This window comes from Arthrobacter sp. BC5 (assembly GCF_056680255.1).
Genome location: NZ_CM155273.1, coordinates 1830655 through 1855139, shown reverse-complemented (window position 1 = coordinate 1855139; position 24485 = coordinate 1830655). Strand labels below are relative to the sequence as shown.

The following is a 24485-nucleotide window of genomic DNA, read 5'->3' as shown; positions in this document are numbered from 1 at the left end:
GAACGGGAGGAGCGGAGAAGGCAGGAGTCAGGAGCCGTGCAGCGGGACGGCTGCGGCGGCAGTGGCAGGATCCACCGTGGGATCGGTGAATCCGTCGCGCAGCATGGTCAGCGACGCGAGGATGCGCGCCTCGAGCTGCTGGCCCGAGTCGTCGGCGGTGTCGGGGGTGTGGGCTGCCCAATCACGCATGGCGGCCTTGGTGCAGGAGAGCACCGATCCCACGAGGGAGGTGAGGTAGAGGTCCGATGCGGCGGACCCGAGGCGACGGCGCATGCCCTCGACGATGCGGGCCTCGGCCCGCTCCCAGGCGTGCAGCTGGGCGCGCAGGAGGTCCGGGTCCCTGTCCGCCATGCGGAAGAGCTCGCCGTGCTGCGAGAGTCCTTCCATCCGCGTGGTCTCGATGAAGGCCTGGACGATGGAGTCGAACAGAGGCTCGTCCTGCGGCAGCCGTCCGAAGACCTCGAGAGCCACCTCGAGGAATCCGTCCGTACGGACGGTCAGGGCGTCGTCGGCGCTGTGGAAGTAGTTGAAGAAGGTGCGGCGGGACACACCCGCCCGCGCGGCGATCTGGTCGACCGTGAAGGAGCCCGGCCCCTCGGACAGGGCGAGCTCGAAAGCGGCGTCGGCGATCGCACGGCGCGTGTCGATCTTGTTCTGCTCACGGCGGCCCAGGGGCTCCGCGCTGTCGGTTGTACTCGGCACGGTCCCAGCGTAGGCGAGAAATTGCACTCTGTGCAATCAGGCACCCGGCGGGAAATATCCACTCCCCCGTCGCCCCTCCCGGCGTACTCTGGCCCCGGCACCATTCCCTCCCCACAAGGCGGCCCCTCAATGAAGACCATCACCCTCGGCTCCGGCCTCGACGTCTCCCGGCTCGGGCTCGGCTGCATGGGCATGTCGGCGTTCTACACCGGCAGCGGAAAGAACGACACCGGTTCCACGAAGACGATCCAGCGCGCCCTCGACCTCGGCGTCACGTTCTTCGACACCGCGGAGATGTACGGCCCCTACACCAACGAGGAACTCGTGGGCCGCGCGCTCAGGGACAGGCGCGAGGACGTCGTGCTCGCCACGAAGTTCGGCACCATCCGCCACACGGCGGGGGACACGATGGGTGTGGACGGCAGCCCGGAGAACGTACGCCTCTCGGTCGAGGGTTCACTGAAGCGCCTCGGGACGGACTACATCGACCTGTACTACCAGCACCGCATGGACCCGTCCGTACCCGTCGAGGACACCATGGGGGCCCTGGCCGAGCTGGTGCAGGAGGGGAAGATCCGGCACATCGGGCTGTCGGAAGCCGCACCCGGGACGATCCGCCGGGCACACGCCGTCCACCCCGTGACGGCCCTGCAGACCGAGTACTCACTGTGGAGCAGGGATCCGGAACACGAGATCCTTCCGCTCCTGAGGGAGCTCGGGATCGGCTTCGTCCCCTACTCGCCGCTCGGCCGCGGCTTCCTGACGGGAACCATCCGCTCCGTCGATCATCTCGACGAGTCCGACTTCCGCCGCAACAATCCCCGATTCGCCGGGGATAACCTGCAGGCCAACATCCGGATCGTCGAACAGGTCGACGCCGTCGCCCAGCAGCTCGGCGCGACCCCGGGCCAGGTCGCCCTCGCCTGGCTCCTGGCGCAGGGAAGCGACATCGCGCCCATCCCGGGCACCAAGCAGGTGCGCTACCTGGAGGAGAATGTCGCAGCGGACGACCTGACCCTCTCGGAGGACCATCTTGCGCAGCTCGACGCCGTCGCCGCCCCCGTGGGGGACCGCTACGGGGACATGTCCGGCGTGAACCGCTAGCAGGACAGCCAGCAGGAGCCAGCGCCACCGGACGGTTCGCAACCGCAAACTTCCTGCCTGGGCGCTGGTGGCCCCGTGATAGACCGTAAGCATGCTTGCTGATTCGCCAGGGGTCCGCCCTGACCCGCTCCGCAGTTCCGGCCGGCTCCACGAAGCCAACCGGTTCCAGCGCGGGGTCGCGGAGTTCCTGCGCCTCCCGCTGCTGGTGACCATCGCCTTCTGCCTTTTGGCCGTGGGCACATCCCTCCTGGACCGCCTCACTCCCGACGACGCCGGTTTCCGCACCTTCGTCCGGTCGATCGTGTCCGAGGGCGGCGCCATGGACTTCCTCTCCGCCGTGGCCACGAGCCTTCTGACGGTCACGTCGATCACCTTCTCCGTGCTGCTCCTCGCGGTGCAGCAGACGGCGAGCTCACTCACCCCGGTGGTCTTCGACCAGTTCCTGCGCAGGACCGCGAACCAGGTGTACTTCGGGTTCTTCATCGGAGCGACAGCCTTCTCCTTCCTCGTCCTCGGCCTCGCACACCGGCAGCCCGCCCCGCTCTACAGCGCCGCCCTCACACTCGTCCTGGTGGTTGCGTCCCTCGTGGTCCTGCTCATGCTGATCCACTCGACGATCGACCAGATGCGCCCCGAATCCGTGCTCCGTTCCATCCATGAGCTCGCGTTGCGGGCCCGCGAGGTGGAACTGAAGATGCTGGGCCGCACCAGGATGGCCAGGCACTCGGACCCGGACCGGCCCGAGCGCAAGGTCCACGTCGTGGACACCGGGTTCGTCGTCACCGTCGACATCGAGAAGCTCGGGAAGATCGCCAGAGCTGCGGGCAGGGACGCCGAGGTGCTCGTCGAGGGCAGGCTCGGCGAGTACATGGTGTTCGATGACCTCCTCGTGCGGCTCGTGGGCGTCGATCCGGAGGACTCCGGTTATGACGAGGACGTCATCGGCGCCTTCGGTATCGACGACATCCGCGACGTGAACGTGGAGTCCGGATACGCCCTGGACCAGTTGGAGAACATCGCCTGGGAGACGGGCACCAGCGCCTCCCAGAGCCCCCACACGGCGGCGACCGCGATACGCACGCTCAGCGACCTCCTGGGCCGGTGGCTCATGGCCGGCGAACGCGACCGCTCGGTCAGGAGCACCGAGCGGGACGAGCTCCCGGTCGTCTACACCGACGGCGCCGTCGAGCGGGGCCTCCTCGCACTGTCCACCCTCCTGGTGGGGTCCTCCGAGTCCCGCCAGGCCCAGACGACGGCGAAGATCCTGCACTCCTTCGCCCGCCTGCTGCCCAGGCTGCAGGACAGCGACCGGGCAGCCTTCGACGACGCCCTGGATTCAGCGCTGCCCGCGGTGATCCAGCAGGCGGAGATCCCGCCGCTCCGGGACGCCCTCGCCGAACTCGAGAAGGTCATGCACCGGCACGGACACGACACCGAACGCGTCCGGCTCGTCCGGAACCTCATGACACGGGCGACGGTGCAGATGATGCCGAAGCCGTCGGACGAACCCGAGGCCGCTCACCCCGGAAGGTAGGCGACGGGCGGACGCATCAGGGGCTCGGCAGCGAGGCGGAGCCCAGAACCAGAAGGAGGAGACGATATGTGTGGAATCGCCGGGGAGGTAGCCTTTCGGGGTGCCCGTGCCGAACAGGAACCCGTGGCACGCATGACCGCCGCAATGGAGGCACGCGGACCCGACGGGCACGGCAGCTGGACCAACGGCTGGGTGGCACTGGGGCACCGGCGCCTCACCGTCATCGACCTCTCGGACGCGGGTGCCCAGCCGATGCACGACGCCGCGTCCGGCCTCTCCATCGTGTTCAACGGGTGCATCTACAACTATCCGGAGCTCAGGGCCGAGCTCGGCGGCGACCGGGTCTTCACCTCGACCAGCGACACCGAGGTCATCCTCCGTGCGTACGAGCGCTGGGGCGAGGACTTCGTGGACCATCTGGTGGGCATGTTCGCCGTCGCCATCGTGGACGAGCGCCGGCAGCGCGTCGTCATGGCCCGGGACCGGCTCGGCATCAAGCCCCTCTACATCGCCGAACTGCCCGGGCGCCTGCGCTTCGCCTCCACCCTTCCCGCCCTGGTGGCCGGTGGCGGCATCGACACCTCGATCGACGAGGTGGGCCTCCACCACTACCTCAGCTGGCACTCGATCATCCCCGCCCCGCGCACCATCCTGCGCGGGGTGCGCAAGCTCCCGCCGGCCACCGTCCGGGTCATCGAGGCCGACGGCAGCCAGCGCGACCGCGTCTACTGGAGACCCGACTACGTCCGCGATCCGGCCAAGGCCGGATGGAGCGCGGGTGACTGGCAGGACGCGCTGCACGCCTCCCTGACCACGGCCGTCCGCCGGCGCCTCGTCTCGGACGTACCGGTCGGCGTGCTGCTCTCGGGCGGTGTCGACTCGAGCCTGATCGTCGCCCTGCTCGCCGAACTGGGGCAGGAGGGACTCAGCACCTTCAGCATCGGGTTCGACGGCGCGGGCGGCGAGGAAGGTGACGAGTTCCGCTACTCGGACCTCATCGCGCAGAAGTACGGGACCACGCACCACAGGATCCACATCGACAGCAGTGAGCTGGTGCCCGCCATCGAGGACACCATCGGAGCGATGACCGAGCCCATGGGCACCCAGGACGTGACGGGCTTCTATCTCCTGTCCAAGACCGTCTCGGAGCACATCAAGGTGGTGCAGTCCGGCCAGGGCGCCGACGAGGTCTTCGCCGGCTACGCCTACCATCAGCCCGCCGGCTCAGCCGTACGTGGTGCCGCCCTGGACGCGTTCCGGGGAGCGTTCCTCGACCGCACGCACGAGGAGATCTCCGACGTCGTGCAGCCGGAGTGGTTCGTTCCCGCGGATGTGAGCCGCGAACTGCTGGCGGCCCACCTCGACACTCCCGGCGCGGACACGGCGCTCGACGCCGTCCTCCGGCTGGACACGCACCTGCTGCTGGTGGACGATCCCGTGAAGCGCGTGGACAGCATGACCATGGCGTGGGGCCTGGAAGCGCGGGTGCCCTTCCTCGACCAGGACCTCGTGAGCCTGGCCGCGCAGTGCCCGCCGGAGCTGAAGGCGACGCAGGGCGGGAAGGGAATCCTCAAGGACGTGGCGCGGAAGGTCATCCCCGCCGAGGTGATCGACCGGCCCAAGGGGTACTTCCCGGTGCCGCCGGTCAAGTACCTCGTGGAGCCGCTCCTCACGACGGTGCGGGAGGCCCTCAGGGCTCCCGAGGCGAAGGACCGCGGGCTCTTCCACGCGGACTATGTCGACCGCCTGCTCGACGAACCGAACAGCCACTACAGCCCGGGCGGCAACAACATGCTGTGGCAGCTGGGCGTCCTCGAACTCTGGCTGCAGCGGCACGGCATTACGGGATGACGGCGGCGGAGCCTCAAACCCGTCGCGTGGGACGCGTGGGGAGGCTTCCCGTTCTCGTCAGCTCGTCGGCGACGGCGAGGAGCTTGACGTTGGTCTGGGAGGACACCTGGACCAGCATGATGAACGCCTGGCCGGCAGTGATGCCGTACCTCTCCATCAGGATGCCCTTGGCCTGCCCGATCATGTCCCGCGTAGCAATGGCGTCCTTGAACTGGTGCAGCTTCTGGGCGTCCGCGAAGGCCACGGCGGCGTGTGACGCGACGAGCCTGCCCACGTAGTCGGACTCCTCGGTGAAGGCGTGCGGGGTGCGCCCCACAAGGTTCAGCGCGCCGAGATTGTCACCCTGCACGAACAGCTGGAAGGAGAGCATGCTGCCGGCTCCGGCCCCTGCCGCTTCCGCCGAGAACGCGGGCCAGCGTTCCTCGGTGCGCAGGTCCGGCACATTGACCGTCTGCTCCTCGTAGGCGGCGCTCATGCACGGTCCTTCGCCGGTCCGCTCCTGCAACTGGTCGAGGGTCCGTGCGAGATCCCCCGACGGTGCACGGGACTCGACGCGGCGACGCCCGCGCACCAGCGTGATGGATCCTTCGTCCGCACCGGGCACGAGGGTGACCGCAGCGCGTACGAGCTGCTCGAGCACCGCATCCTCGGAGTTCTCCCGCTGGAGGGTACGCGCGAGGTCGCTCAGCTTGCCGGCGACGTCGTCCCGCGGGGCACTCCAGCCTTCGCCACCCATGTCCTGCGTGTCATCCGTAGCCATGTGAGCCCTCCTGCCACGCTCGGCACCCTGCTCGGAGCGGACGAGCGGCGCGGTCGGTGGCCGCAGACCACAACGGTACCAGCGATCCCTGTCCCGGCCCCCGCGATTCACGGAGCGCTGTACTATCGAAGCATGGGTTCGCACCACCACCACACACCGACGACAGCGGCCGCTCGCGGGCCGCTCGCCGGTGCGCTCATGATCACGCTGGGCGTCTTCGCGCTCCAGATCGTCGGGGCACTGTGGACCGGCAGCCTCGCACTGCTCTTCGACTCCGTGCACGTGCTGACGGACGCAGCGGGGCTGGCGATGGCCCTCGGGGCTGCCACGCTCTCGGTCCGGCCGGCGACTCCGCAGCGGTCATGGGGGTTCCGGCGGGCCGAGGTCATCGCCGCACTGCTGCAGGCGGCGTTCCTGCTCGCGGTCGGCGCCTACGTGCTGGTCGAGGGCGTCCGACGCCTGATCACACCCGAGGACGTCGCCGCGCCGGAGATGATCGTGTTCGGCGCCGTGGGCCTCGCCGGCAACCTCGCCGCCCTGGCACTCCTCGCCCGGCACCGCAGCGCTACCTTCAACCTGCGGGCCGCGTTCCTCGAGGTGCTCAACGACGCGCTGGGCTCGGTGGCCGTCATCGCCGCTGCCGTCGTCATCACGCTGACCGGCTGGATGCGGGCGGACGCCATCGTGGCCCTGCTCATCGGCGCCCTGATCATCCCGCGGACCCTGAAGCTGCTGCGGGAGACCATCGACGTGCTGCTGGAATCCACACCGGCCGGCATCGACCTCGAGGAGGTGCGTGCCCACATCGCCCGGCTGCCCCAGGTCCGGGACGTCCATGATCTCCACATCACCCAGATAGCCACCGGCCTGCCCGTCCTCACGGCGCACATCGTCGTCGAGGATGCCTGCTACCGCGACGGATCCGCCCACGCCGTGCTCGATCAGCTCCAGGAATGCGTCGGGCAGCATTTCGACGTCAGTATCGACCACTGCACCTTCCAGATCGAGCCGCTGGGCCATGTGCCGCACGAGACGGAGCTGGCGCACTGATGCTGGGGACCCTGACCTCGACCTCGGTACTGGAGCGCGTCGGGACCGCCCTGTCCGATCCCACGCGCGTGCGCATCCTGGTGGCGCTCCGCGACGAGCCGGCCTACCCCAGTGAGCTGGCCGATGCGCTCGGGGTCAGCCGCCAGAGCCTCTCCAACCACCTCGCGTGCCTCCGGGGGTGCGGCCTGGTGGTGTCCGTCCCGGAGGGCAGGCGCTCGCGCTACGAGCTCGTGGGCCCGAAGCTCGGCCACGCCCTCACCGATCTTCTCGGGATCGTCCTCGCCGTGGACCCGGAGCACCGGGACCACGGGCCCACCTGCTGAGGGGCAAGGCAGAGGGGACCAGTTCGAACCGGCCCCCTCCTCCAACTAGCCCATCAGCCTCGAGCGGATGAGGAACCGCTTGCCCTCGGGCGCCTCGACGGAGAACCCGCTCCCCCGCCCCGGCACCACGTCGACCGTCAGATGCGTATGGCGCCAGTACTCGAACTGCTCCCGCGACATCCAGAACTCGATGAGCCGCTCGCCCGCGGGTGGATCGTCCTCAGCCCCGTGGGGGCGGGTCGTGACGTCCAGGATCCCGAGCAGCACATCCGCCTCCGCCGTGATGAACTCCCCCGCCGGGTAACACATCGGCGACGAGCCGTCGCAGCACCCGCCGGACTGATGGAACATCAGCGGCCCGTGGAGGAGCCACAGTTTGTCCAGCAGCTCGACGGCGCTGTCCGTCAGCGCCACCCGTGAGACGGTCTCGCCCGGGATGGTCACCGAGGCTTCGACGGTCATGGCATCACCTAGAAGAACCCGAGCTTGGACTCGGAGTAGCTGACCAGCAGGTTCTTGGTCTGCTGGTAGTGATCGAGCATCATGGCATGGTTCTCGCGGCCGATGCCCGAGGACTTGTACCCGCCGAACGCAGCTCCCGCCGGGTAGGCGTGATAGTTGTTCACCCAGACCCTGCCGGCCTGGATCTCGCGACCGGCGCGATAGGCGACGTTGCCGTTCCGCGACCACACACCGGCCCCGAGGCCGTACAGGGTGTCGTTGGCGATCTCCAGGGCCTCTGCGTAGTCGGTGAACCGGGTCACCGAGACCACCGGGCCGAAGATCTCCTCCTGGAACACCCGCATGCTGTTGGTGCCCTCGAAGACGGTGGGCTTCACGTAGTAGCCCTCGGCGAGATCGCCGCCGAGCATGTTCCGCTCGCCGCCGGTGAGGACCCTGGCGCCCTCCTGGCGGCCGATGTCCATGTAGGAGAGGATCTTCTCGAGCTGGTCGTTCGAGGCCTGGGCGCCCACCTGCGTGTCCGTGTCCAGCGGGTTGCCCTGCACCATCTTCTCCACCCGGGCGATGGCATCGGCCATGAACGAGTCGTAGATCGATTCCTGCACGAGCGCGCGGGAGGGACACGTGCAGACCTCGCCCTGGTTCAGCGCGAAGAGCGCGAAGCCCTCCAGTGCCTTGTCGTAGAACGCGTCGTCATCGTCCGCGACGTCGGAGAAGAAGATGTTCGGGCTCTTGCCGCCGAGCTCCAGCGTGACGGGGATGAGGTTCTGGCTCGCGTACTGGCTGATGAGGCGGCCGGTGGTCGTCTCACCGGTGAATGCGATCTTGCGGATGCGCTTGCTCGACGCGAGCGGCTTCCCGGCCTCGACGCCGAACCCGTTGACGACGTTCACCACACCCGCCGGCAGGATGTCGCTGATGAGCTCCATGAGGACGAGGATCGACGACGGCGTCTGCTCCGCCGGCTTGAGCACGACGGCGTTTCCGGCGGCGATCGCGGGGGCGAGCTTCCACGTCGCCATGAGGATCGGGAAGTTCCACGGGATGATCTGCCCGACGACGCCGAGCGGCTCACGGTAGTGGTAGGCCGTCATGTCCTCGTCCAGCTGGGACAGCTGGCCCTCCTGGGCGCGGATGGCCGCGGCGAAGTACCGGAAGTGGTCGATGGCGAGGGGGATGTCCGCGGCGAGGGTCTCCCGGACGGGCTTCCCGTTGTCCCAGGTGTCCGCCACCGCGAGCATCTCGAGGTTCTCCTCCATACGGTCCGCGATCCGGTTGAGCACCATGGCCCGCTCTGCGGCGGAGGTTTTGCCCCAGGAGGGTGCGGCCTTGTGCGCGGCGTCCAGCGCCAGTTCGATGTCCTCGGCGGTACCGCGGGCCACCTCGCAGAAGGGCTTGCCGGTCACCGGGGAGATGTTCTCGAAGTACTGGCCCTTGATGGGTGGAGCCCACTCACCGCCGATCCAGTTCTCGTACCTCGGCTTGAAGCTGACCTTCGATCCATCCTGGCCAGGCTGGGCGTAAACAGTCATCGTCGAACTCCTTGAACTCCGTGGATGCGGGACGTCGTCGTCCCTGGTGCCCACACTAGGAGCCACATGGTTGCATCGACGTTGCATGGGAGCCGAGGCCCTGGCGGTCCCCGTCCACCGCCCTAGCTGCAGCCGCCCTACCCCTGTTCGCGCGCGGGCGCTACTGCACCCTCCGTCGGCTGGGACGGTGCGGGCAGCCCCGGTTCCTCACCGGCAGCCGGCACAGGAGTCGCTGCGGGGTCGTTGCCCGGCGCGGGCTCGGACGGCACGCCGGACTCGCCGCAGGTCGGATCCACGTCCTCGCCTACGGCCGGCTCCGTACCCGGCGCAGGCTCCGTGCCCGGCGCAGGCTCCACCTCCGGCGCGGGAGTGTGCGGCTGCGGCTGGGTACCCGGCGCCGGCTCGGTGCCCGGCGCAGGTTCCACCTCCGGCGCGGGAGTGTGCGGCTGCGGCTGGGTACCCGGCGCAGGCTCGGTGCCCGGCGCAGGTTCCACCTCCGGCGCGGGAGTGTTCGGCTGCGGCACGAGTGCCCCTCCAGAGGAGGGAGTCACCGAATCCGGCGTCACTGAATCCAGAGTCGGCGAATCCGGCATAGACGGATCCGTGTCGCACGACGTACCAGGGTCCGGATCGATGGGATCCGCAGGGGGATCCGTCGGATCCGGGTCGACCGTGACCGGGGAAGTTGCGCCCGGCGTGCCACCCTCAGGCGCCGGAGGAGACACCACGCCCGGCGTCCTATCAGGAGGCGTGCCACCCTCAGCCCCACCCGGAGACACCACGCCCGGCGTCCTATCAGGAGGCGTGCCACCCTCAGCCCCACCCGGAGACACCACGCCCGGCGTCCTATCAGGAGGCGTGCCACCCTCAGCCCCACCCGGAGACACCACGCCCGGCGTCCTATCAGGAGGCGTGCCACCCTCAGGCGCCGGAGGAGTGAGCGGACCGGGACCGGAGGACGAACCTCGCGGAGGCGTCGGAGGCGTCGGAGGAACCGGAGGCGTCGGATCGGAAGGCTGTCGGCCGGCGTCCGAGCCGGCGGCGGAACCGCCGTCCGATCCGGAAAAAGCCTCGGCGAACGTGTCGGTGGCAGGAACCGGGACGTGCTGGTCGGAGCGCGTGGAGGACCGGGCCCACGCCGGTACATCGGCGGCGCCGCTGCCGCCGGGCGTGTAATCCTTCAGCTCGCCCTTGCGGACTCCGTGCTCGGTGGGGACCAGCTTCCAGCGCAGCGGGTCGACGTGCTCGCCGTGGAGGATGGTCTCGAAATGCAGGTGGCAGCCGGTGGAGGAGCCGGTTGTGCCGACTTCCGCGATCGGGTCTCCGCCCCTGACGGTCTCTCCCGCGACGACCGAGATGCCCTGCAGGTGGTTGTAGCTCGTGATGAGGCCGTTCCCATGATCCACCTCCACGCGGTTGCCGCCGCCCCACTGGTGCCAGCCGACAGCCCGCACGGTGCCGGAGTCCGCGACGAAGACGGGGGTGCCGCAGGGGGCGGCGTAGTCCTGGCCCGTGTGGAACTCCCCTGCCTCGCCCGTGATGGGGCTGGTACGTAGACCGAAGGAGGAGGTCGGGGCGAGCCCGTCCAGCGGCGCTAGGAGATCGCCCTCCGCAGGTCGATTCGGGCTCGCGCCGGCTGCAGCCCCTGGGCCGCCAGCAGTCGCGTCGGCCTTCGGAACGGTACCGGCCCGCGGTGTCGTGGCGTCGAGGCTGTCCGGCGGCGCCAGGAGGGACGGACCGACGATCCCTGTAGGACGGGAGTCCTCTCCCTGGAGCAGACCGCTCGACTCGCGCTGGCCCGAGGGTGACAGCGCGGACGCCGGCTCCCAGGACTGCGGAACGATTCCCTGGAACCCGACGAAACAGACGATCATCGCCAGGCTTGCATTCATCTTCGCGCGGGATGAACGGTCGATACGCCCGTGCACCCGTGCGGTGCCCGAGTGCTGTCCAGCCTGCGTCACGAAAAAATCCCCTTGTCGATGCGGTGCCCCTGGTACGCCGGAGCGACGGAGGTCGCTGCCACGGAAGGCCTCCGGTCACCGCTCACAACGTTAGCCCGATCACAGCAGGGTCGCGAGGGATTATCGCGGTTCGCTAACAAAATTTCGGATTGCTCGGGCGGACAGCGGCTGAAGGGGCGAGTTCCGCCTCGAGCCATTCGCAGTGCGCGACGACGGCGGCGCGCCGGGGCGAGCGTTGGGGCAGCACCCGCAGCGCCCATTGCCATGCCTCGGTGTCGTACTCCGCCTCGGCGAGCGTCAGGTACTGCAGGACTGTCTCGGGCGCCCCGTCATTGAGGACCGCCTCCCGCAGGAGGGCCGACACGTCACCGCGGAGCCGCACGATGGCGGGAGCCTGCGACCGGGGAAGGACCGCGCCGCGGTAGATGCCGAGCGCCATGCGATGGGCACCGCGGTGGAGGTAGTTCAGGACCTGCACGGCATCGACGACCAGCTCGGACGGCAGCCGGTACGGCCGGGACTGCGGCACGACCCCCTCGCCGTGACCCGCCAGCACCCTGCGCAACCGCAGCATCTCGGCCCGGACGGTGATATCGGAGGCGTCCTCCGGGTACGCCATGATGGCCAGCTGGTCCGCCGTGAGCCCTTCGGGGTGCAGTGCCAGCAGGGTGAGCAGTTCGGCATGGCGGAGGCTGAGTTCCAGCGAGCTGCTCCCGGCATGGACGATCCCATGGTCCGTGCCCAGGATCTGCAGGCTGTTCCGGTAGAGGATGGCCGGCGTGCGCGCCGGCCGCTTCCTCCTCGGGAGGCGGCTCTGGAGGCGATGGATGCTGAGGTGGGCCTCCGCCGCTGCGACCGCGGCCTCCACGAGGGACAGCGTGTGGGTGGCGACGGCCTCCGACGACCCGGTGATGTCGATGACGCCGAGTACCGTACCGGAGTCCGGGTCGTGGAGCGGAACCGCGGTGCAGCTCCAGGGATGGGCCTGCGGGCTGAAGTGCTCGGCACCCGCGATCTGGACGCTGCGCTGGAGCGCCAGCGCGGTACCCGGCGCACTCGTGCCGACGGTCGCCTCCGACCAGTCGGCTCCGGCCATGAACATCATGCCCTCGGCCCGGCGGCGCAGGTCGCGGTCACCCTCCACCCACAGGAGCCGGCCGTTCTCGTCGCCGACCGCCACGAGCATCCCGGACTCGAGGCTGGGCCGCACCAGGAGGCGGTCGATCACGGGCATGATCGCGGCGAGCGGGTGGCCCTGGCGGTAGGCCTCGAGCTCCTCTTCCGAGCAGAACAGCCTCGCCCGCGCCGTGGCGGGGCTAGGGAGCGAGGCCAGCGACCTGAGCCAGGATTCGTGGACCATGCCACGGAGGTTGCTGCCGACGCTCGTACCCTGGCCCAGGGCTTCGTGCGCGGCGAGGGCCTTCCGCTGCAGCACCTCGGAGGAGAGCTCCGCTACAGGGATCGAACGGGACGGCGACATCGGCACTCCGCTTCGTGACCTGTCCCGCGTGGGGCGTGGGACAGGTCACAGTGTAGCGGGACTATTCACCGCGAGAAATGGTCACCATGTCGTCGCGGGGAACGAGCTTCACGCGCTCGCGGACGAGTTCGGCGTTGCCCGAGGTGTTGACGAAGTTGGAGCCGAGCTTCAACTCGTGGGCGTCCAGCTTCAGCCAACCGTCCCAGGTTGTGTAGCGCACGCCGCGCTCTTCGAGGAGGTTGATGATGGCGTCCTCGGACGGGTCCTCGGCGGGAGGGAGGTTCAGCCGGTCCTCGAGGAGGAACCCGATGGTCTCGAGCGCATCGCCCTTCGTGTGCCCGATGAGCCCGACGGGGCCGCGCTTGATCCAGCCCGTGGCATAGATGCCCGGTACGGGCTTCCCCTCCTCGTCGATCACGCGGCCTCCCTCATTGGGGATGACGCCGCGCTTCTCATCGAAGCCCACCTCCGGAAGCTCTGACCCGAAGTAGCCGATGGCGCGGTAGACGGCCTGCACGGGGTAGTCGATGGTCTCTCCCGTTCCACGGACATTCCCGTCGCCGGTCAGCTCCGTGCGCTCGAACTTCATGCCCGCGACCCTGCCCGGCGTCTCGGGCGCGTCGTAGATCTCGACGGGCGAGTGCAGGAAGTGGAGGTGCAGTCGGCGCGATGCCCCGCTCGGCTCGTCCTCGACGAGCCAGTTGGTGAGCGTCTTGACCATCGTCTTGGTCTGGTTGTTCGTTGCGATCTGCTCCTCGGAGCCCGCGTCGAAGTCGAAGTCCTCGGGATAGAGCACGATATCGACGTCGCGCGAGTGCGAGAGTTCCCGCAGTTCGAGCGGCGTGAACTTCACCTGTGCGGGCCCACGGCGACCGAAGACGTGGACGTCCGTGACGGGAGAGGCCTTGAGTCCCTGGTAGACGTTGTCCGGGATCTCCGTGGACAGCAGGTCGTCGGCGTGCTTCGAAAGGATGCGCGCGACGTCCAGGGCCACGTTGCCGTTGCCGATCACGGCGATCTCCCTGGCCTCGAGCGGCCACTCACGGCTCACGTCCGGGTGCCCGTCGTACCAGGAGACGAAGTCGGCGCCGCCGAAGGAGCCCTCCAGGCCGATGCCCGGGATGTTCAGGTCCGCGTCCTTGATAGCGCCGGTCGCGAAGATCACGGCGTCGTAGAAGCGGCGGAAGTCGGACAGGGTGAGGTCCTGCCCGTAGTTCACGTTGCCGAGGAAACGGATGTCCCCGCGGTCCAGCACCTTGTGGAGCGCGTTGACGATCCCCTTGATGCGGGGGTGGTCAGGAGCAACCCCGTAGCGGATCAGGCCGTACGGTGCCGGGTACTGGTCGAACAGGTCGATACTGACGGCGAAATCGCCGCCCTGGACCTCGTTGGACTTCGTCAGGATGTCGGCGGCATAGACGCCTGCCGGACCGGCGCCGATGATCGCGACCCGCAGCGGTCGTGCCGCAGCTGAGGTAGACACTGATTAGCCTTCTTCCCGGTGGAATGCTCCTGGTGGAAACAGCGGCGCAGAATAAGCGCACACTTCCCTATTCTAAATGCCGTCGGGCAGCACAGTCGAAAACAGTGGCAGGGATCTCCTCGTCCCACTCCGTGGAGGCGGGGAATAAAGGCTCCACCCGGCCCGTTCCGGACCTCGTGAGTGGAACAGGTGCGGAAGGCAGTCGTCCGGCACGGAGCGAGAACTCCGTCGGCATCCTCTTCGGGATCAGCGCCTACGGGCTGTGGGGCCTGCTGCCGCTCTACTTCCTGATCCTTGCGCCGGCCGGGCCCGTCGAGATCGTGGCGAACCGGGTGGTCTGGTCCCTCATCTTCTGCACACTCCTGCTGACCGCCATGCGCTCCTGGCGACCGGTGCTGACAGCCTTGCGCACCCCGCGGATCGTGGGGACGCTGACGGTCGCGGCGCTGCTGATCGCCGTCAACTGGCTGGTCTACACCTATGGAGTGACCTCCGGTCAAGCCATCGAGGCCTCCCTGGGCTACTTCATCAACCCGATCGTCTCCGTCCTGCTGGGCGTGATCGTGCTGCGTGAGAAACTGCGTCCGCTGCAGTGGACCGCGATCGGCATGGGGGTCCTCGCGGTGGTCGTCCTGGCCGTCGGGTACGGGGCCGTGCCCTGGATCGCACTGACGCTCGCCTTCTCCTTCGGGCTGTACGGCTTCGTGAAGAAGAAGGTGGGTTCGCGCGTTGACGCCGTCTCGAGCCTCAGCATCGAGACGGTGGTGCTGACGCCGATCGCCGTCGGGGTGATGCTCTGGCTCAGCTCGACCGGCGGCGCGACCCTGCTGAGCGAGGGGCCGGGCCACTTCTGGATCATGGTCGCCTCCGGCGTCATCACCGCGGTGCCCCTGATCTTCTTCGGGGCTGCCGCGCGCAGGCTCCCGCTGACCACGATCGGACTCCTGCAGTACCTCGCCCCCGTCCTCCAGTTCCTGCTGGCCCTGCTGGTCCTGAAGGAGGAGATGCCGTTCGAGCGGTGGATCGGTTTCGGCCTCGTGTGGGTGGGCCTGATCCTGCTGACCATCGACATGCTGCGGACCGTGCGCCGCCAGCCCCGGCTCGCCGAGGCACCGGAGCCGGCAGTCACGGCTGCCTGACGACCGCCGGCCCTGCCGACACGGATCAGCCGCGGATCATCGCCCCGCTGGGGGCAGCGCGACCGGCGAGGTGACCGGGCCGTCGGGGACCTCGGCGCTCAGATAGGCCGCGTTGAAACGCGAGAGGAGGCCTACGAGCTCGACGACGTCGGCCCGGTCCCAGCCCTCGAGCTGCCTGCGGAAGTGCGTGCGCCTGCGCTCACGTGCGCGGTCGACGCGCCGGGTCCCCTCCTCCGTCAGCGTGACGGGGTGCGAACGCTCGTCGTCGCCCGTGTTCCCGCGCTCCACGAGGCCGAGACGCTGCAGCGCAGCAACATGTCCGCTGACGGCCGGCTTGCCCATGCCGAGTGTCGCGGCCAGGTCCGTCACCCTGGAGGAACCCAGCATGCGAACGGCGGAGAGCACGCTGTAGGCGCCGGGCTCCATCGCCCCATCGATCCCGCGGGCGAGCGTCCAGCAGACGAGCTGCTCGTTGCGGCACATCGCTGCGGCCTTCTCCTCGACGACGTCGAGCACGGCGCGACGGGATGGGTCTGCGCTGCCTTCGTGTCCTCCCATGGCCGAATAGTAGGCACGTAGAGGGGCGTCCGGACCCGAAATCGCCCGCATTACCTACCGTGACGCAGGTCCGGGCCGGACGCCTCGCAGCCGCCCCGCGCTCCGGACGTCAGCCGGCGGTGCGCACCCAGTCGCGGGGCACCACGACCATCGGCACGGGCAGGGCCCGCAGCATCTTGTTCGCCGTCGCTCCCAGGAAGATCTGGCGGTGCTGGGCGAGGCGGCTCGATCCGACGATGACGAGCTCGCCGGCATCCCACTCGATGTCGTCGATGGCCTCTTCGATCGTGCGCCCGTGCGCCACGATGATGGAGGCCTCGTGCCCCGTGGGCAGCTGCTCCACGGCGCGGGCGAGCACCGAATGTGCATGCTGGTGCGCCTTGTTGATCGCCTCGCCGGAATCCGCGGCCTCGTGGACGTCGAGTGCGACGAGCGAGATCAGACGCAGGGGCAGTCCGCGGCGGGCCGCGGACTCGACGGCGACATCGAGCACGGCCTCCGCACCGGCCCGCGCTCCGACGGCACAGGTCATCCGGCTGAAGGTGGCCCGGTGGCGGTAGCCGCGCGGCGCGAGCGCCACGGGAACGCGGGAACTGTGGAGTACTGCATTGGCGACGCTGCCCACGGTGAAGCGGCGGAGAAGGCCGTTGCTGGAGGCACCGATCACGATCAGGCCTGCGTCGATCTCGTCCGCCACCTCGAGCAGCCCCTGGGCGAACGAATCGGCGAGGCGGACGTGCGTGGTGACCTCGACGCCGTCGGGCACGCCCTGCGCCGCCCGGTCGAGCGCCTCCTGGGCCCTCCGCCCGCCCGGCGCCATGCTGCCGTCCTGCGGCCAGTCGAGGACCGTCACGAGGTCGATCGCAGCGGACTGCGTGAGGGCCAGCGAGGTGGCCAGTTCCAGGGCGTCCTGCCCGCGGTCGTTCTCGGTGTAGCCGACGACGTAGCGCACGGATCTCCTCTGCCTCGTTGGGATGCGCAGCAGCCTGGCCGACAGGCGCCGCAGAGTCGGTCCACTCTAGCGCAGCGCCTGCCGGCCGGACCGCTACTCCTGCGGGGCGGACCCCTGCGTGAGCACTTCCTGCCGGAAGAAGGCCGGGTTGATGCGCGACCAGACCAGCATCAGTACGGCTCCCAGGAGGATCACGCCGATCCCGAGGATGAACACCATGCCGATCCCGAACAGTTCCGAACCGGAGCCGTACGCGGGGTCCATCGAATCGACGGCGGTCTTGAAGAACATGACCATCAGGATGACCCCGCCGAGCAGGGGCGCCAGGAAGCGGAAGACCATGTTCCGCGCGGACGAGAAGGCCTGTGCGCGGAAGTACCAGACACAGGCCAGCGCGGTGATGCCGTAGTAGAAGCAGATCATCAGGCCGAGCGCCGTGATGGTGTCCCAGAGCGCGTTCTCCGACACCACCCGTGTGAACACGTAGAACCCGGCGGCGGCCGCTGCCGCCGCGACGGTGGCGTAGCTCGGCGACTTGTACTGCGGGCTGATGCGCCCGTAGCCCTTGGGCAGGGCCTTGTAGTGGCCCATGGCGAGCAGCGTGCGGGCCGGGGAGACGAACGTGGACTGCAGGGACGCGGCGGAGGAGCTCAGGACGGCCATGGACATCAGGATGGCGAACGGGCCCATCACCGGCCCGGCGAGCGTCGCGAAGATGCTCTCCTGGTTGTCCGGGTTCCCGGCGCCGAGTTCGCCGTCGCCCACGCCTGCGAAGGCGAGGGTCGCGAGCGCGACCGTGAGGTAGATGACCACGATGACGACGACGGTCAGCGCACCTGCCCGGCCCGGCGTCTTCTTCGAATTGGTGGTCTCCTCGTTCATCGTGAGGGTCACGTCCCAGCCCCAGTAGATGAAGATCGAGAGCGAGACGCCCGCGGCGAAGGCGGAGAAGGAGCCGACCGCGAACGGGTTGAACCAGTCGGCGCTGATACTCGTCGCGTCGAAGGCGGTGCCGTTGGCCACATGGACGAAGGCCGCGATCGCGAACCATGCGAGGACAACGAGCTGGAAGGAGACCAGCACGTACTGGACGGTCTTGGTGGCCTCCATGCCGCGGTAGGACACATAGCACGCGAGGGCGATGAACACGAGAGTGGTGGCGATGTTCAGCGGGAGGTTGAGCGTGAGGTCCGCGATCGCGGGGTCGTTCATCAGCTGCGAGAGCATCAGGTAGAAGAAGTCCACCGCCACGGCGGCGAGGTTGGACAGCACGATCACGGTGGCGGCGATGAGGCCCCACCCGCCCATCCAGCCCACCCACGGCCCGAAGGCGCGCGTGGCCCAGGTGAAGGACGTCCCGGAGTCGGGCATGGCGCTGTTCAGCTCACGGTAGCCGAGGGCCACGAGCAGCATGGGGATGAATCCCACCAGGAAGATGGCCGGCAGGTTCACCCCGACCTCCGCCACCGTGGGCCCGAGGGCCGCGGTGAGGGTGTAGGCGGGTGCCACGCAGGACACCCCGATGACGACGGCGCCCAGCAGGCCCACCGTCCCTGAGTCCAGGCCCTTCCTGCTGAGCCCTGTTCCCCTTTGTGTTGTCTCGTCGATACTCATGCGTCCGCCTCTGTGGGTAAGGCGCCCGGGCCGGAAGTGGTGCCGGGCGTTGCGTACGTACGCGGGACGACGACCATGGGGATGGTCAGCGTACGCAGGATCTTGTTGGCCGTGGAGCCGAGGAAGATGCGCATGTGCTGCGCGAGGCGGCTCGAGCCGACCAGCAGCACCTCCCCCTCGTCCCAGGACAGGGCCTCGACGGCCTCCTCGACGGAATCACCGCGCGCCGTCTCGACACTCACGCGTCCGCCTGCGGCCAGCGACGATGCGGCCTCCGCCAGCCGGCGGTTCGCCTCGTCCTCGGCGCCGTCCGGGTCGGGCTGACCGGAGTCGAGCGCGACGAGGGACACGAGCCGCAGGGGCAGACCGCGGCGCTGCGCCGAGGACACCGCCACGGCGACGACGTCGTCGGCCCCTGCCCGGCGCCCGACCGCGCAGGTGAGGCGCGTGACGGGCTCCGTCCGCCGGTACGCCCTGGGTGCGAGGGCGACCGGGACGGGGGACGCGTGGAGCAGGCTGCGGGCGACGTTGCCGATGTTGAAGCGGCCGGCCAGGCCGCGGGAACTGGCCCCGATCACGATGAGCGAGGCTTCGGTGTCCTCCGCCGCCTGAATGAGGCCCTCGGCATTCGATTCGGCGCGGACCACCACGCCGCGGGCCGTCACGTCGTCGGGTACGAGCGCGAGGCCCTGGTCCAGCCACTCCTGCATCTGGGCGGTCAGGAGGGTGTCGAAGCTCTTGTCCGGCGGGTAGGTGCCCGCGTAGAGCGAGTGCTCGGGGGTGACGAGCACGAGGTCCAGCGTGGCGTCCTGGCGCCGTGCGAGCGCGACGGCCAGGCAGACGGCGTCGTGCCCGCGCTCGTCCGCGGTGTAGCCGACGATGTAGCGCATGCTCATGCCTCCTTGGTGGTGCCGGCGGACTGCAGGCCCGGGGTCAGGACCTCGTGGATAGCGGCGGCGGTGCGCTGCCCCATGCGGATGGCCCCGTCGACGTGCTGGTAGCCCTCCGCGGCGATGTCGGAGCATGACCAGTAGATGGGGCCCACCGGGGTGCGCTGGTCACGTCCGTACCGGTGCAGGCCACCGAGGTCGTAGCTCGAGGCGTAGGCGCCGCGTGTCCATTCCTCGGACGCCCAGTCGGATTCGTAGTACACCTCCGGCTCGAGTGCCTGCGGGCCCAGGAAGCCTGCGATGGACGCGAGGATGCGTTCGCGACGCTCGTGCGGCGGGAGCTCGAACATCGCGTCCGCCTTCTCGTCGGAGACGAAGCCCACCAGGGTTCCGCGCGGATCCTCGTGGTTGCTGTTGTCGTACACCTCCTGGACGACCGACCCGGCGCTGAAGCCTGTCCCCGAGAGCCCTTCCTCGCGCCAGAACGGGGTCGTGTAGACGGCGTGCACCTTGATCACCAGGCCCAGCGACTGGTGCTGGTGCATCTGGTGCTGTCGGCGTGGCAGCGGCGGCTCGTAGCTGATGCGCGAGTACAGGTTCGGCGGCACGGCGACGACGGCGTAGCGCGCGTGCACCGTCGTCGTGTCCGAGACCACCGTGACGCCCTCCGGGCCGCCGCGCCCGTCCATCCCGCTCCAGCGCAGGGTGCGTACCGGGCTGTTCAGGATCACCGAATCCCCGAGGTCGGCTGCCATGCGTTCCGACACCGACTGCATTCCACCGATCACGCGCTTGTCGAGGATGAAGTCCTCGTCCACGAGGTTCGAGAAGGAACCGGCGGTGGCGGCCATGAGGATCGCCTGCAGCGCGGAGAAGGAGTGCGCGGGCTTGGTCAGCATTCCGCCGGCGATGAAGAGGCCGATGTTGTCGCATGCCTCCTCGTCGTCCGACTGCCGCCTCAGCCAGTGGTGGAAGGAGATGGTGTCGAGGGCGCGGGCATCGGGGTGGTTCCAGGGGGCCTCCGGTCCCGCTTCGGCGACGAGCCGGTCGAGCAGGGCGATCAGCCGCTCCATCTCCTCGCGCGTGTAGTCGCTGACGGGGAACATCTCTCCCGAGTAGCGGACGGGTCTGCCGTCGGGGCCGATATAGACGGAGTCGCCCTCACGGTAGCGGGAGAAGGTTCGGAGGCCCAGCTCGTCGAGGAGGTCGATGAGGGCGGTCTGGTCCGGCGAGACCCACTGGCCCCCGACCTCGAAGACGGCGCCGTCGATGATGTCCGTATGCGTCCGCCCGCCTACGCGGTCCCGCGCCTCGAGGACGGCCACGGTGTGCCCGGCCCTCACCAGTTCCCGTGCCGCGGTCAGGCCCGAGGGCCCGGCTCCGATGACGACGACGTCGCGCTCCAAGATGTCCACGTGATCCTCCCGTGTCCGCATGACGCGGACCACAAAATGAATGTCATTCATTATTTCGCCCTACTATAGCCATGGGCGCCCGGCGAGGGAAGGGATCGCCCGTAGAGTTAACGCCACGGCAACAGGGAGCAGGATCGATGACCGCAGCAACACCTGCGCCCCGGCGCGCCGGGAGGCCTCCACGCAGCGTCCTCTCGAAGGGCCGGATCACCGCAGCCGCACTCGACCTCATCGCCGCGGAAGGGTATGCGGGACTGACCATGTCAGCCCTCGCACGGCGGCTCCGGGTAGCGCCATCCGCGCTGTACAACCACGCCGAGTCGAAGCAGGAGGTCCTCGGATGGGTCCAGGACCACGTCATGACCATGGTGGACTTCAGCGCCTTCGGCCGCGAACCATGGGACGAGGCGGTCCGGCAGTGGGCCTGGTCCTACCGGGAGGTCTTCGCCCGGCACGCACCCCTCGTGCCCGTCATCGCCGTCATGCCCGTCACGGACGCCGCGGAGACCCTGCGCATGTACGAGGAGGTGGCACGGGGCTTCCTGGAGGCGGGGTGGCCCGAGGACCGGATCGTGCCGGCGATCGTCGCCCTCGAGTCCTTCATCTACGGATCGGCGCTCGATGTCGCCGCGCCGGGAGACATCTTCGACTCGGGCACGCTGGCGGACCAGTTCCCCCTCTTCACCTCCGCCGTGCGTAGCGCCACCGACTCCGCGGGATCCGCCCGCGCTGCGGATGCCGCCTTCCGCGCCGGCCTGGACGGCATGATCACAGGGCTCCGGCAGCAGCTCGCGGCCTATTCGTCCTGACGCGGAGGGCGGACGAGCCTGCCCATCCGGTATGCGGTGGAGTGCAGCACATCGACGAGGGCGGCGCCGTCGGTGTCGAGCCAGTCCGTGAGTGCCAGCTCGAACACCATGACCGCATAGCGTGCCACCAGGCGGGCCTCACCCCGCTCCACACCGTGCCGTAGAAGCGCCTCGGTGATGACGTCTGCCAGGAGCACATTCTTCAGCAGTGCGCGCTCGCGCAGGCCCGGGTCGGAGCCGATGATGGCGCGCCGCGTCCGCATGTCCTCCCGCCAGCCCTCGAGCGGCCCGGCTGCCATCGCCTCGAAACCGTGCATCACGAGCCCGAGCGGCGACAGGAATGCAGGAGCCCCGGCCACGAGGGCTGCGACGACGGCGGGAAGTTCCCGCTCGCGCAGGAAGAGCACCTCGCGCTTGTCCGGGAAGTGGCGGAAGAACGTCCGGGTGGTGAGGCCCGCCCGGGCGGCGATCTCCGGCACGGACGTACCCGTATAACCCTCCTCGCTGAAGAGTTCGAGAGCCGCACGTTCAAGGCGCAACGCCGCATCAGGGGCCCATCGACTCATGGCTCAACCGTAGTCGACGACACGAAATGTCATCACCTGATGTCACAGCAATGACACGCCGTGACATCACCTGGCACCCGATCCCGGAGGGACAGGTAGCGCCGCACTCGTGAGCCTGCTGATTGCTAGAGCGGCTAGCTTTACGGATCCTGAGCTGACTGTTACGGTCGGAGGACGGTCAAGCAGCGGCCCATCACTCTCTGATTCCTCGAGGTTCGTCATGTCGGTTGCCCCTCCCTCCCTGGCCAGCGCTCCCCAGCAGGCCGATCGTGACTCGCTGAGCACGTGGCCGGATCTGGACACTGTGGATTTCGCCGCCACACCGGATTCCCCCGGTGGCCTCGGCCCGGCGGCCCCTGATCTCCCCCATGACCTGTCCGCCGTCACCACCCGCGAGTTGCGCATCCTGTGCAACGAGCTCTACCGCGCGCTCGATACCGACTATCCGCCGTTCGGAGTGCAGGAGGACTACGAGGCGGTCGCCGAGGTGCTCGCCGAGCGCGAGGCACACGCGGCCGAGCGCACCGAGAGCGTGAAGCTTCGCGAGAAGTTCCGCGACAACCCGCTGAACTCGCGCTTCGAGCTGTTCCATGACGGCACCATGGTCGGATACGTGAAGTACGACATGCGGGCGGGCCGCATCCACCTGCTGGAGACCGTCGTGGGAAACGACCACCGCCGGGCCGGCCTGGAACCCGTCCTCGTCCGCGAAGCGCTGCTGAACGCCCATCGCCGCCGCCTGGCCCCCGTGCCCTACTGCAGGCACGTGCAGGCCTTTCTGGCCGACAACCCGGGGTTCCGGGCGTTGATCCCGATCGGCTGACACCCCGTCCGAACGCGCAGAAGGCCCGCAGCAGCGCTGCGGGCCTTCTGCGCTTTCCGGGGTCAGCCCGCGTTGGCCGCTCTGATCGCGCGTGCCAGCACGTCGAGGCCGTCGGCGAGCAATTCGTCGGTGATCACGAGCGGCGGCAGCAACCGGACCACGTTGCCGTAGGTGCCGCAGGTCAAAATGATGACACCTTCGCGCAGGCACTGGGCGGCGATGGCCTTGGTGGCATCCGCGTTGGGCGCCTTGCCACCGGGCTCCACGAACTCGATCGCCAGCATGGCTCCGCGGCCGCGGAGCTCACCGATGATGCTGTGCTCGCCCAGTTCGGCCTGCAGGGTGTCGAAGCGCTCGGTGACCTGGGCCTCGATGCTCCGGGCGCGGCCGGCGAGGTCCTGCTCCCTCATCGTGGAGATCGCCCCCAGCGCTCCCGCGCACGCCACCGGATTGCCGCCGTACGTGCCGCCGAGGCCACCGGGGTGCACGGCGTCGAGCAGGTCAGCCCGGCCCGTGATGGCCGAGAGCGGCAGACCGCCCGCAATGCCCTTCGCCATCGTGATGATGTCCGGCACCACGCCCTCGTGGTTCACCGCGAACCACTCGCCCGTGCGGCAGAAGCCGGACTGGACCTCGTCGGCGATGAAGACGACACCGTTGGCCCTGGCCCACTCGGCCAGGGCCGGGAGGAAACCTGCCGCCGGGACGATGAAGCCGCCCTCGCCCTGCACGGGTTCGATGATGATCGCGGCGACCGACTCGGCGCCGATCTGCTTCTCGATCATCGTGATGGCCCGCTGCGCGGCCTCGGCACCCGTGATGGCGGGGTTCTCCTCCCGGAACGGGTAGCTCATCGGCACACGGTAGATCTCGGGGGCGAACGGACCGAAGTTCGTCTTGTAGGGCATGGACTTGGCGGTGAGCGCCATCGTCAGGTTGGTGCGGCCGTGGTAGGCGTGGTCGAACGCGACGACGGCGTTCCTGCCGGTGGCCAGGCGTGCCACCTTGACGGCGTTCTCCACCGCTTCGGCACCCGAGTTGAACAGGACGGTGCGCTTCTCGAAGTCCCCGGGGGTCAGCTCCGCGAGCTGCTCGGCGACGGCGATGTACCCCTCGTAGGGAGTGACCATGAAGCAGGTGTGCGTGAAGTGCTCCACCTGCTCCTTCACGGCCCCGACGACTGCGGGATCGGAGGCTCCGACGCTCGTCACGGCGATGCCCGAGCCGAAGTCGATGAAGGAGTTGCCGTCGACGTCGTGGATCACGCCGCCGTCGGCGTCGGCGACGTAGACGGGGACGGTCGAGGCGACCCCCTTCGCGACGACGGCGGCGCGCCGCGCGGCCAGTTCGGTGGACCTGGGGCCGGGGAAGTCCCCGATGATGCGGCGTCTCTGCTCGAGCCGGAAGCTCGGCGCGGCGGTACCGGGAGGAGTTGCGTACGTTGTCATGGGGGTTCCTATCCTGAACGGGACGG

22 protein-coding genes are annotated in these 24485 nt (G+C 69.0%); 8 read left to right on the top strand and 14 right to left on the bottom strand.

Going from position 1 to position 24485, the window contains the following annotated elements; all coding sequences use genetic code 11:
- Positions 1 to 27 precede the first annotated feature (27 nt).
- The gene (locus AC1MFI_RS08570; protein WP_479820744.1) at positions 28 to 702 is read right to left on the bottom strand and encodes a TetR/AcrR family transcriptional regulator; all 675 of its coding nucleotides are present in this window, start codon (positions 700 to 702) and stop codon (positions 28 to 30) included.
- Positions 703 to 831: 129 nt separating this feature from the next.
- Between AC1MFI_RS08570 and AC1MFI_RS08565 the strand changes: the two genes are divergently transcribed.
- The 3 genes from AC1MFI_RS08565 to AC1MFI_RS08555 all read left to right on the top strand — a co-directional run bounded on the left by AC1MFI_RS08565 (position 832) and on the right by AC1MFI_RS08555 (position 5191).
- A complete protein-coding gene (locus AC1MFI_RS08565) occupies positions 832 to 1806 on the top strand; it encodes an aldo/keto reductase (RefSeq protein WP_479820743.1) in 975 nt (324 codons plus the stop codon).
- A gap of 91 nt (positions 1807 to 1897) precedes the next feature.
- Positions 1898 to 3340, top strand: coding sequence for a DUF2254 family protein (locus AC1MFI_RS08560; RefSeq protein ID WP_479820742.1), 1443 nt, complete (start codon positions 1898 to 1900; stop codon positions 3338 to 3340).
- 66 nt (positions 3341 to 3406) lie between these two features.
- Complete coding sequence (locus AC1MFI_RS08555) at positions 3407 to 5191, top strand: N-acetylglutaminylglutamine amidotransferase (protein WP_479820741.1); 1785 nt, start codon at positions 3407 to 3409, stop codon at positions 5189 to 5191.
- A gap of 13 nt (positions 5192 to 5204) precedes the next feature.
- On the opposite strand, the gene AC1MFI_RS08550 is transcribed toward AC1MFI_RS08555, so the two are convergent.
- The gene (locus AC1MFI_RS08550; RefSeq protein WP_479820740.1) at positions 5205 to 5951 is read right to left on the bottom strand and encodes a GAF and ANTAR domain-containing protein; all 747 of its coding nucleotides are present in this window, start codon (positions 5949 to 5951) and stop codon (positions 5205 to 5207) included.
- 132 nt (positions 5952 to 6083) lie between these two features.
- Between AC1MFI_RS08550 and AC1MFI_RS08545 the strand changes: the two genes are divergently transcribed.
- Together AC1MFI_RS08545 and AC1MFI_RS08540 are read left to right on the top strand one after the other, a co-directional pair.
- Positions 6084 to 7001: a cation diffusion facilitator family transporter gene (locus tag AC1MFI_RS08545; RefSeq protein ID WP_479820739.1), complete on the top strand. Its 918-nt coding sequence runs from the start codon at positions 6084 to 6086 to the stop codon at positions 6999 to 7001.
- Positions 7002 to 7003: 2 nt separating this feature from the next.
- Positions 7004 to 7324, top strand: coding sequence for an ArsR/SmtB family transcription factor (locus tag AC1MFI_RS08540; RefSeq protein WP_479820832.1), 321 nt, complete (start codon positions 7004 to 7006; stop codon positions 7322 to 7324).
- 45 nt (positions 7325 to 7369) lie between these two features.
- Here AC1MFI_RS08540 and AC1MFI_RS08535 read toward each other — a convergent pair whose 3' ends face one another.
- From AC1MFI_RS08535 to AC1MFI_RS08515, 5 genes are all read right to left on the bottom strand, one after another.
- Positions 7370 to 7786 (bottom strand): DUF779 domain-containing protein, encoded by a 417-nt coding sequence (locus tag AC1MFI_RS08535; RefSeq protein WP_479820738.1) that lies wholly within the window; start codon positions 7784 to 7786, stop codon positions 7370 to 7372.
- Between the two features lie 8 nt (positions 7787 to 7794).
- Entirely contained in the window at positions 7795 to 9318 is a 1524-nt protein-coding gene (gene exaC, locus AC1MFI_RS08530) for an acetaldehyde dehydrogenase ExaC (RefSeq protein ID WP_479820737.1), read from the bottom strand.
- Between the two features lie 137 nt (positions 9319 to 9455).
- Positions 9456 to 11282 carry a M23 family metallopeptidase gene (locus AC1MFI_RS08525; protein WP_479820736.1) on the bottom strand — a complete coding sequence of 609 codons (1827 nt, stop codon included), beginning with the start codon at positions 11280 to 11282 and terminating at the stop codon, positions 9456 to 9458.
- 133 nt (positions 11283 to 11415) lie between these two features.
- Positions 11416 to 12762 (bottom strand): GAF domain-containing protein, encoded by a 1347-nt coding sequence (locus AC1MFI_RS08520; RefSeq protein ID WP_479820735.1) that lies wholly within the window; start codon positions 12760 to 12762, stop codon positions 11416 to 11418.
- A 61-nt stretch (positions 12763 to 12823) separates the two neighbouring features.
- A complete protein-coding gene (locus tag AC1MFI_RS08515; protein WP_479820734.1) occupies positions 12824 to 14245 on the bottom strand; it encodes an FAD-dependent oxidoreductase in 1422 nt (473 codons plus the stop codon).
- A 104-nt stretch (positions 14246 to 14349) separates the two neighbouring features.
- Here AC1MFI_RS08515 and rarD point away from each other — a divergent pair, with 104 nt between their 5' ends.
- The gene (rarD, locus tag AC1MFI_RS08510) at positions 14350 to 15384 is read left to right on the top strand and encodes an EamA family transporter RarD (RefSeq protein WP_479820733.1); all 1035 of its coding nucleotides are present in this window, start codon (positions 14350 to 14352) and stop codon (positions 15382 to 15384) included.
- A 36-nt stretch (positions 15385 to 15420) separates the two neighbouring features.
- Here rarD and AC1MFI_RS08505 read toward each other — a convergent pair whose 3' ends face one another.
- The 5 genes from AC1MFI_RS08505 to AC1MFI_RS08485 form a co-directional block, all read right to left on the bottom strand.
- Positions 15421 to 15942, bottom strand: coding sequence for a MarR family winged helix-turn-helix transcriptional regulator (locus AC1MFI_RS08505; protein WP_479820732.1), 522 nt, complete (start codon positions 15940 to 15942; stop codon positions 15421 to 15423).
- Positions 15943 to 16051: 109 nt separating this feature from the next.
- Complete coding sequence (locus tag AC1MFI_RS08500; RefSeq protein WP_479820731.1) at positions 16052 to 16894, bottom strand: universal stress protein; 843 nt, start codon at positions 16892 to 16894, stop codon at positions 16052 to 16054.
- Between the two features lie 93 nt (positions 16895 to 16987).
- Positions 16988 to 18508, bottom strand: coding sequence for an APC family permease (locus tag AC1MFI_RS08495; protein WP_479820730.1), 1521 nt, complete (start codon positions 18506 to 18508; stop codon positions 16988 to 16990).
- Positions 18505 to 19404: a universal stress protein gene (locus AC1MFI_RS08490; RefSeq protein ID WP_479820728.1), complete on the bottom strand. Its 900-nt coding sequence runs from the start codon at positions 19402 to 19404 to the stop codon at positions 18505 to 18507. Before AC1MFI_RS08490 ends, AC1MFI_RS08495 begins: the two co-directional genes overlap by 4 nt.
- On the bottom strand, positions 19401 to 20834 hold the full coding sequence (locus tag AC1MFI_RS08485) for a flavin monoamine oxidase family protein (RefSeq protein WP_479820831.1): 1434 nt from the start codon (positions 20832 to 20834) through the stop codon (positions 19401 to 19403). Before AC1MFI_RS08485 ends, AC1MFI_RS08490 begins: the two co-directional genes overlap by 4 nt.
- A gap of 116 nt (positions 20835 to 20950) precedes the next feature.
- Here AC1MFI_RS08485 and AC1MFI_RS08480 point away from each other — a divergent pair, with 116 nt between their 5' ends.
- Positions 20951 to 21622 (top strand): TetR/AcrR family transcriptional regulator, encoded by a 672-nt coding sequence (locus tag AC1MFI_RS08480; RefSeq protein WP_479820727.1) that lies wholly within the window; start codon positions 20951 to 20953, stop codon positions 21620 to 21622.
- On the opposite strand, the gene AC1MFI_RS08475 is transcribed toward AC1MFI_RS08480, so the two are convergent.
- A complete protein-coding gene (locus tag AC1MFI_RS08475) occupies positions 21610 to 22188 on the bottom strand; it encodes a TetR/AcrR family transcriptional regulator (RefSeq protein ID WP_479820725.1) in 579 nt (192 codons plus the stop codon). The genes AC1MFI_RS08480 and AC1MFI_RS08475 overlap by 13 nt on opposite strands.
- 220 nt (positions 22189 to 22408) lie before the next feature.
- Here AC1MFI_RS08475 and AC1MFI_RS08470 point away from each other — a divergent pair, with 220 nt between their 5' ends.
- Positions 22409 to 23011, top strand: coding sequence for a GNAT family N-acetyltransferase (locus AC1MFI_RS08470; RefSeq protein ID WP_479820724.1), 603 nt, complete (start codon positions 22409 to 22411; stop codon positions 23009 to 23011).
- Positions 23012 to 23073: 62 nt separating this feature from the next.
- Here AC1MFI_RS08470 and gabT read toward each other — a convergent pair whose 3' ends face one another.
- Positions 23074 to 24459, bottom strand: a complete 1386-nt coding sequence (gene gabT, locus AC1MFI_RS08465) for a 4-aminobutyrate--2-oxoglutarate transaminase (RefSeq protein WP_479820723.1) — start codon at positions 24457 to 24459, stop codon at positions 23074 to 23076.
- Positions 24460 to 24485: the final 26 nt, after the last annotated feature.

Excerpts from the sequence above, each read along its gene's own strand:
- AC1MFI_RS08565 (WP_479820743.1), top strand. The coding sequence starts at position 832 with ATGAAGACCATCACCCTCGGCTCCGGCCTCGACGTCTCCCGGCTCGGG.
- AC1MFI_RS08560 (WP_479820742.1), top strand. The coding sequence starts at position 1,898 with ATGCTTGCTGATTCGCCAGGGGTCCGCCCTGACCCGCTCCGCAGTTCC.
- AC1MFI_RS08555 (WP_479820741.1), top strand. The coding sequence starts at position 3,407 with ATGTGTGGAATCGCCGGGGAGGTAGCCTTTCGGGGTGCCCGTGCCGAA.
- AC1MFI_RS08550 (WP_479820740.1), bottom strand. The coding sequence starts at position 5,951 with ATGGCTACGGATGACACGCAGGACATGGGTGGCGAAGGCTGGAGTGCC.
- AC1MFI_RS08545 (WP_479820739.1), top strand. The coding sequence starts at position 6,084 with ATGGGTTCGCACCACCACCACACACCGACGACAGCGGCCGCTCGCGGG.
- AC1MFI_RS08535 (WP_479820738.1), bottom strand. The coding sequence starts at position 7,786 with ATGACCGTCGAAGCCTCGGTGACCATCCCGGGCGAGACCGTCTCACGG.
- exaC (WP_479820737.1), bottom strand. The coding sequence starts at position 9,318 with ATGACTGTTTACGCCCAGCCTGGCCAGGATGGATCGAAGGTCAGCTTC.
- AC1MFI_RS08520 (WP_479820735.1), bottom strand. The coding sequence starts at position 12,762 with ATGTCGCCGTCCCGTTCGATCCCTGTAGCGGAGCTCTCCTCCGAGGTG.
- AC1MFI_RS08505 (WP_479820732.1), bottom strand. The coding sequence starts at position 15,942 with ATGGGAGGACACGAAGGCAGCGCAGACCCATCCCGTCGCGCCGTGCTC.
- AC1MFI_RS08495 (WP_479820730.1), bottom strand. The coding sequence starts at position 18,508 with ATGAGTATCGACGAGACAACACAAAGGGGAACAGGGCTCAGCAGGAAG.
- AC1MFI_RS08490 (WP_479820728.1), bottom strand. The coding sequence starts at position 19,404 with ATGAGCATGCGCTACATCGTCGGCTACACCGCGGACGAGCGCGGGCAC.
- AC1MFI_RS08485 (WP_479820831.1), bottom strand. The coding sequence starts at position 20,834 with ATGCGGACACGGGAGGATCACGTGGACATCTTGGAGCGCGACGTCGTC.
- AC1MFI_RS08480 (WP_479820727.1), top strand. The coding sequence starts at position 20,951 with ATGACCGCAGCAACACCTGCGCCCCGGCGCGCCGGGAGGCCTCCACGC.
- AC1MFI_RS08475 (WP_479820725.1), bottom strand. The coding sequence starts at position 22,188 with ATGAGTCGATGGGCCCCTGATGCGGCGTTGCGCCTTGAACGTGCGGCT.
- AC1MFI_RS08470 (WP_479820724.1), top strand. The coding sequence starts at position 22,409 with ATGTCGGTTGCCCCTCCCTCCCTGGCCAGCGCTCCCCAGCAGGCCGAT.
- gabT (WP_479820723.1), bottom strand. The coding sequence starts at position 24,459 with ATGACAACGTACGCAACTCCTCCCGGTACCGCCGCGCCGAGCTTCCGG.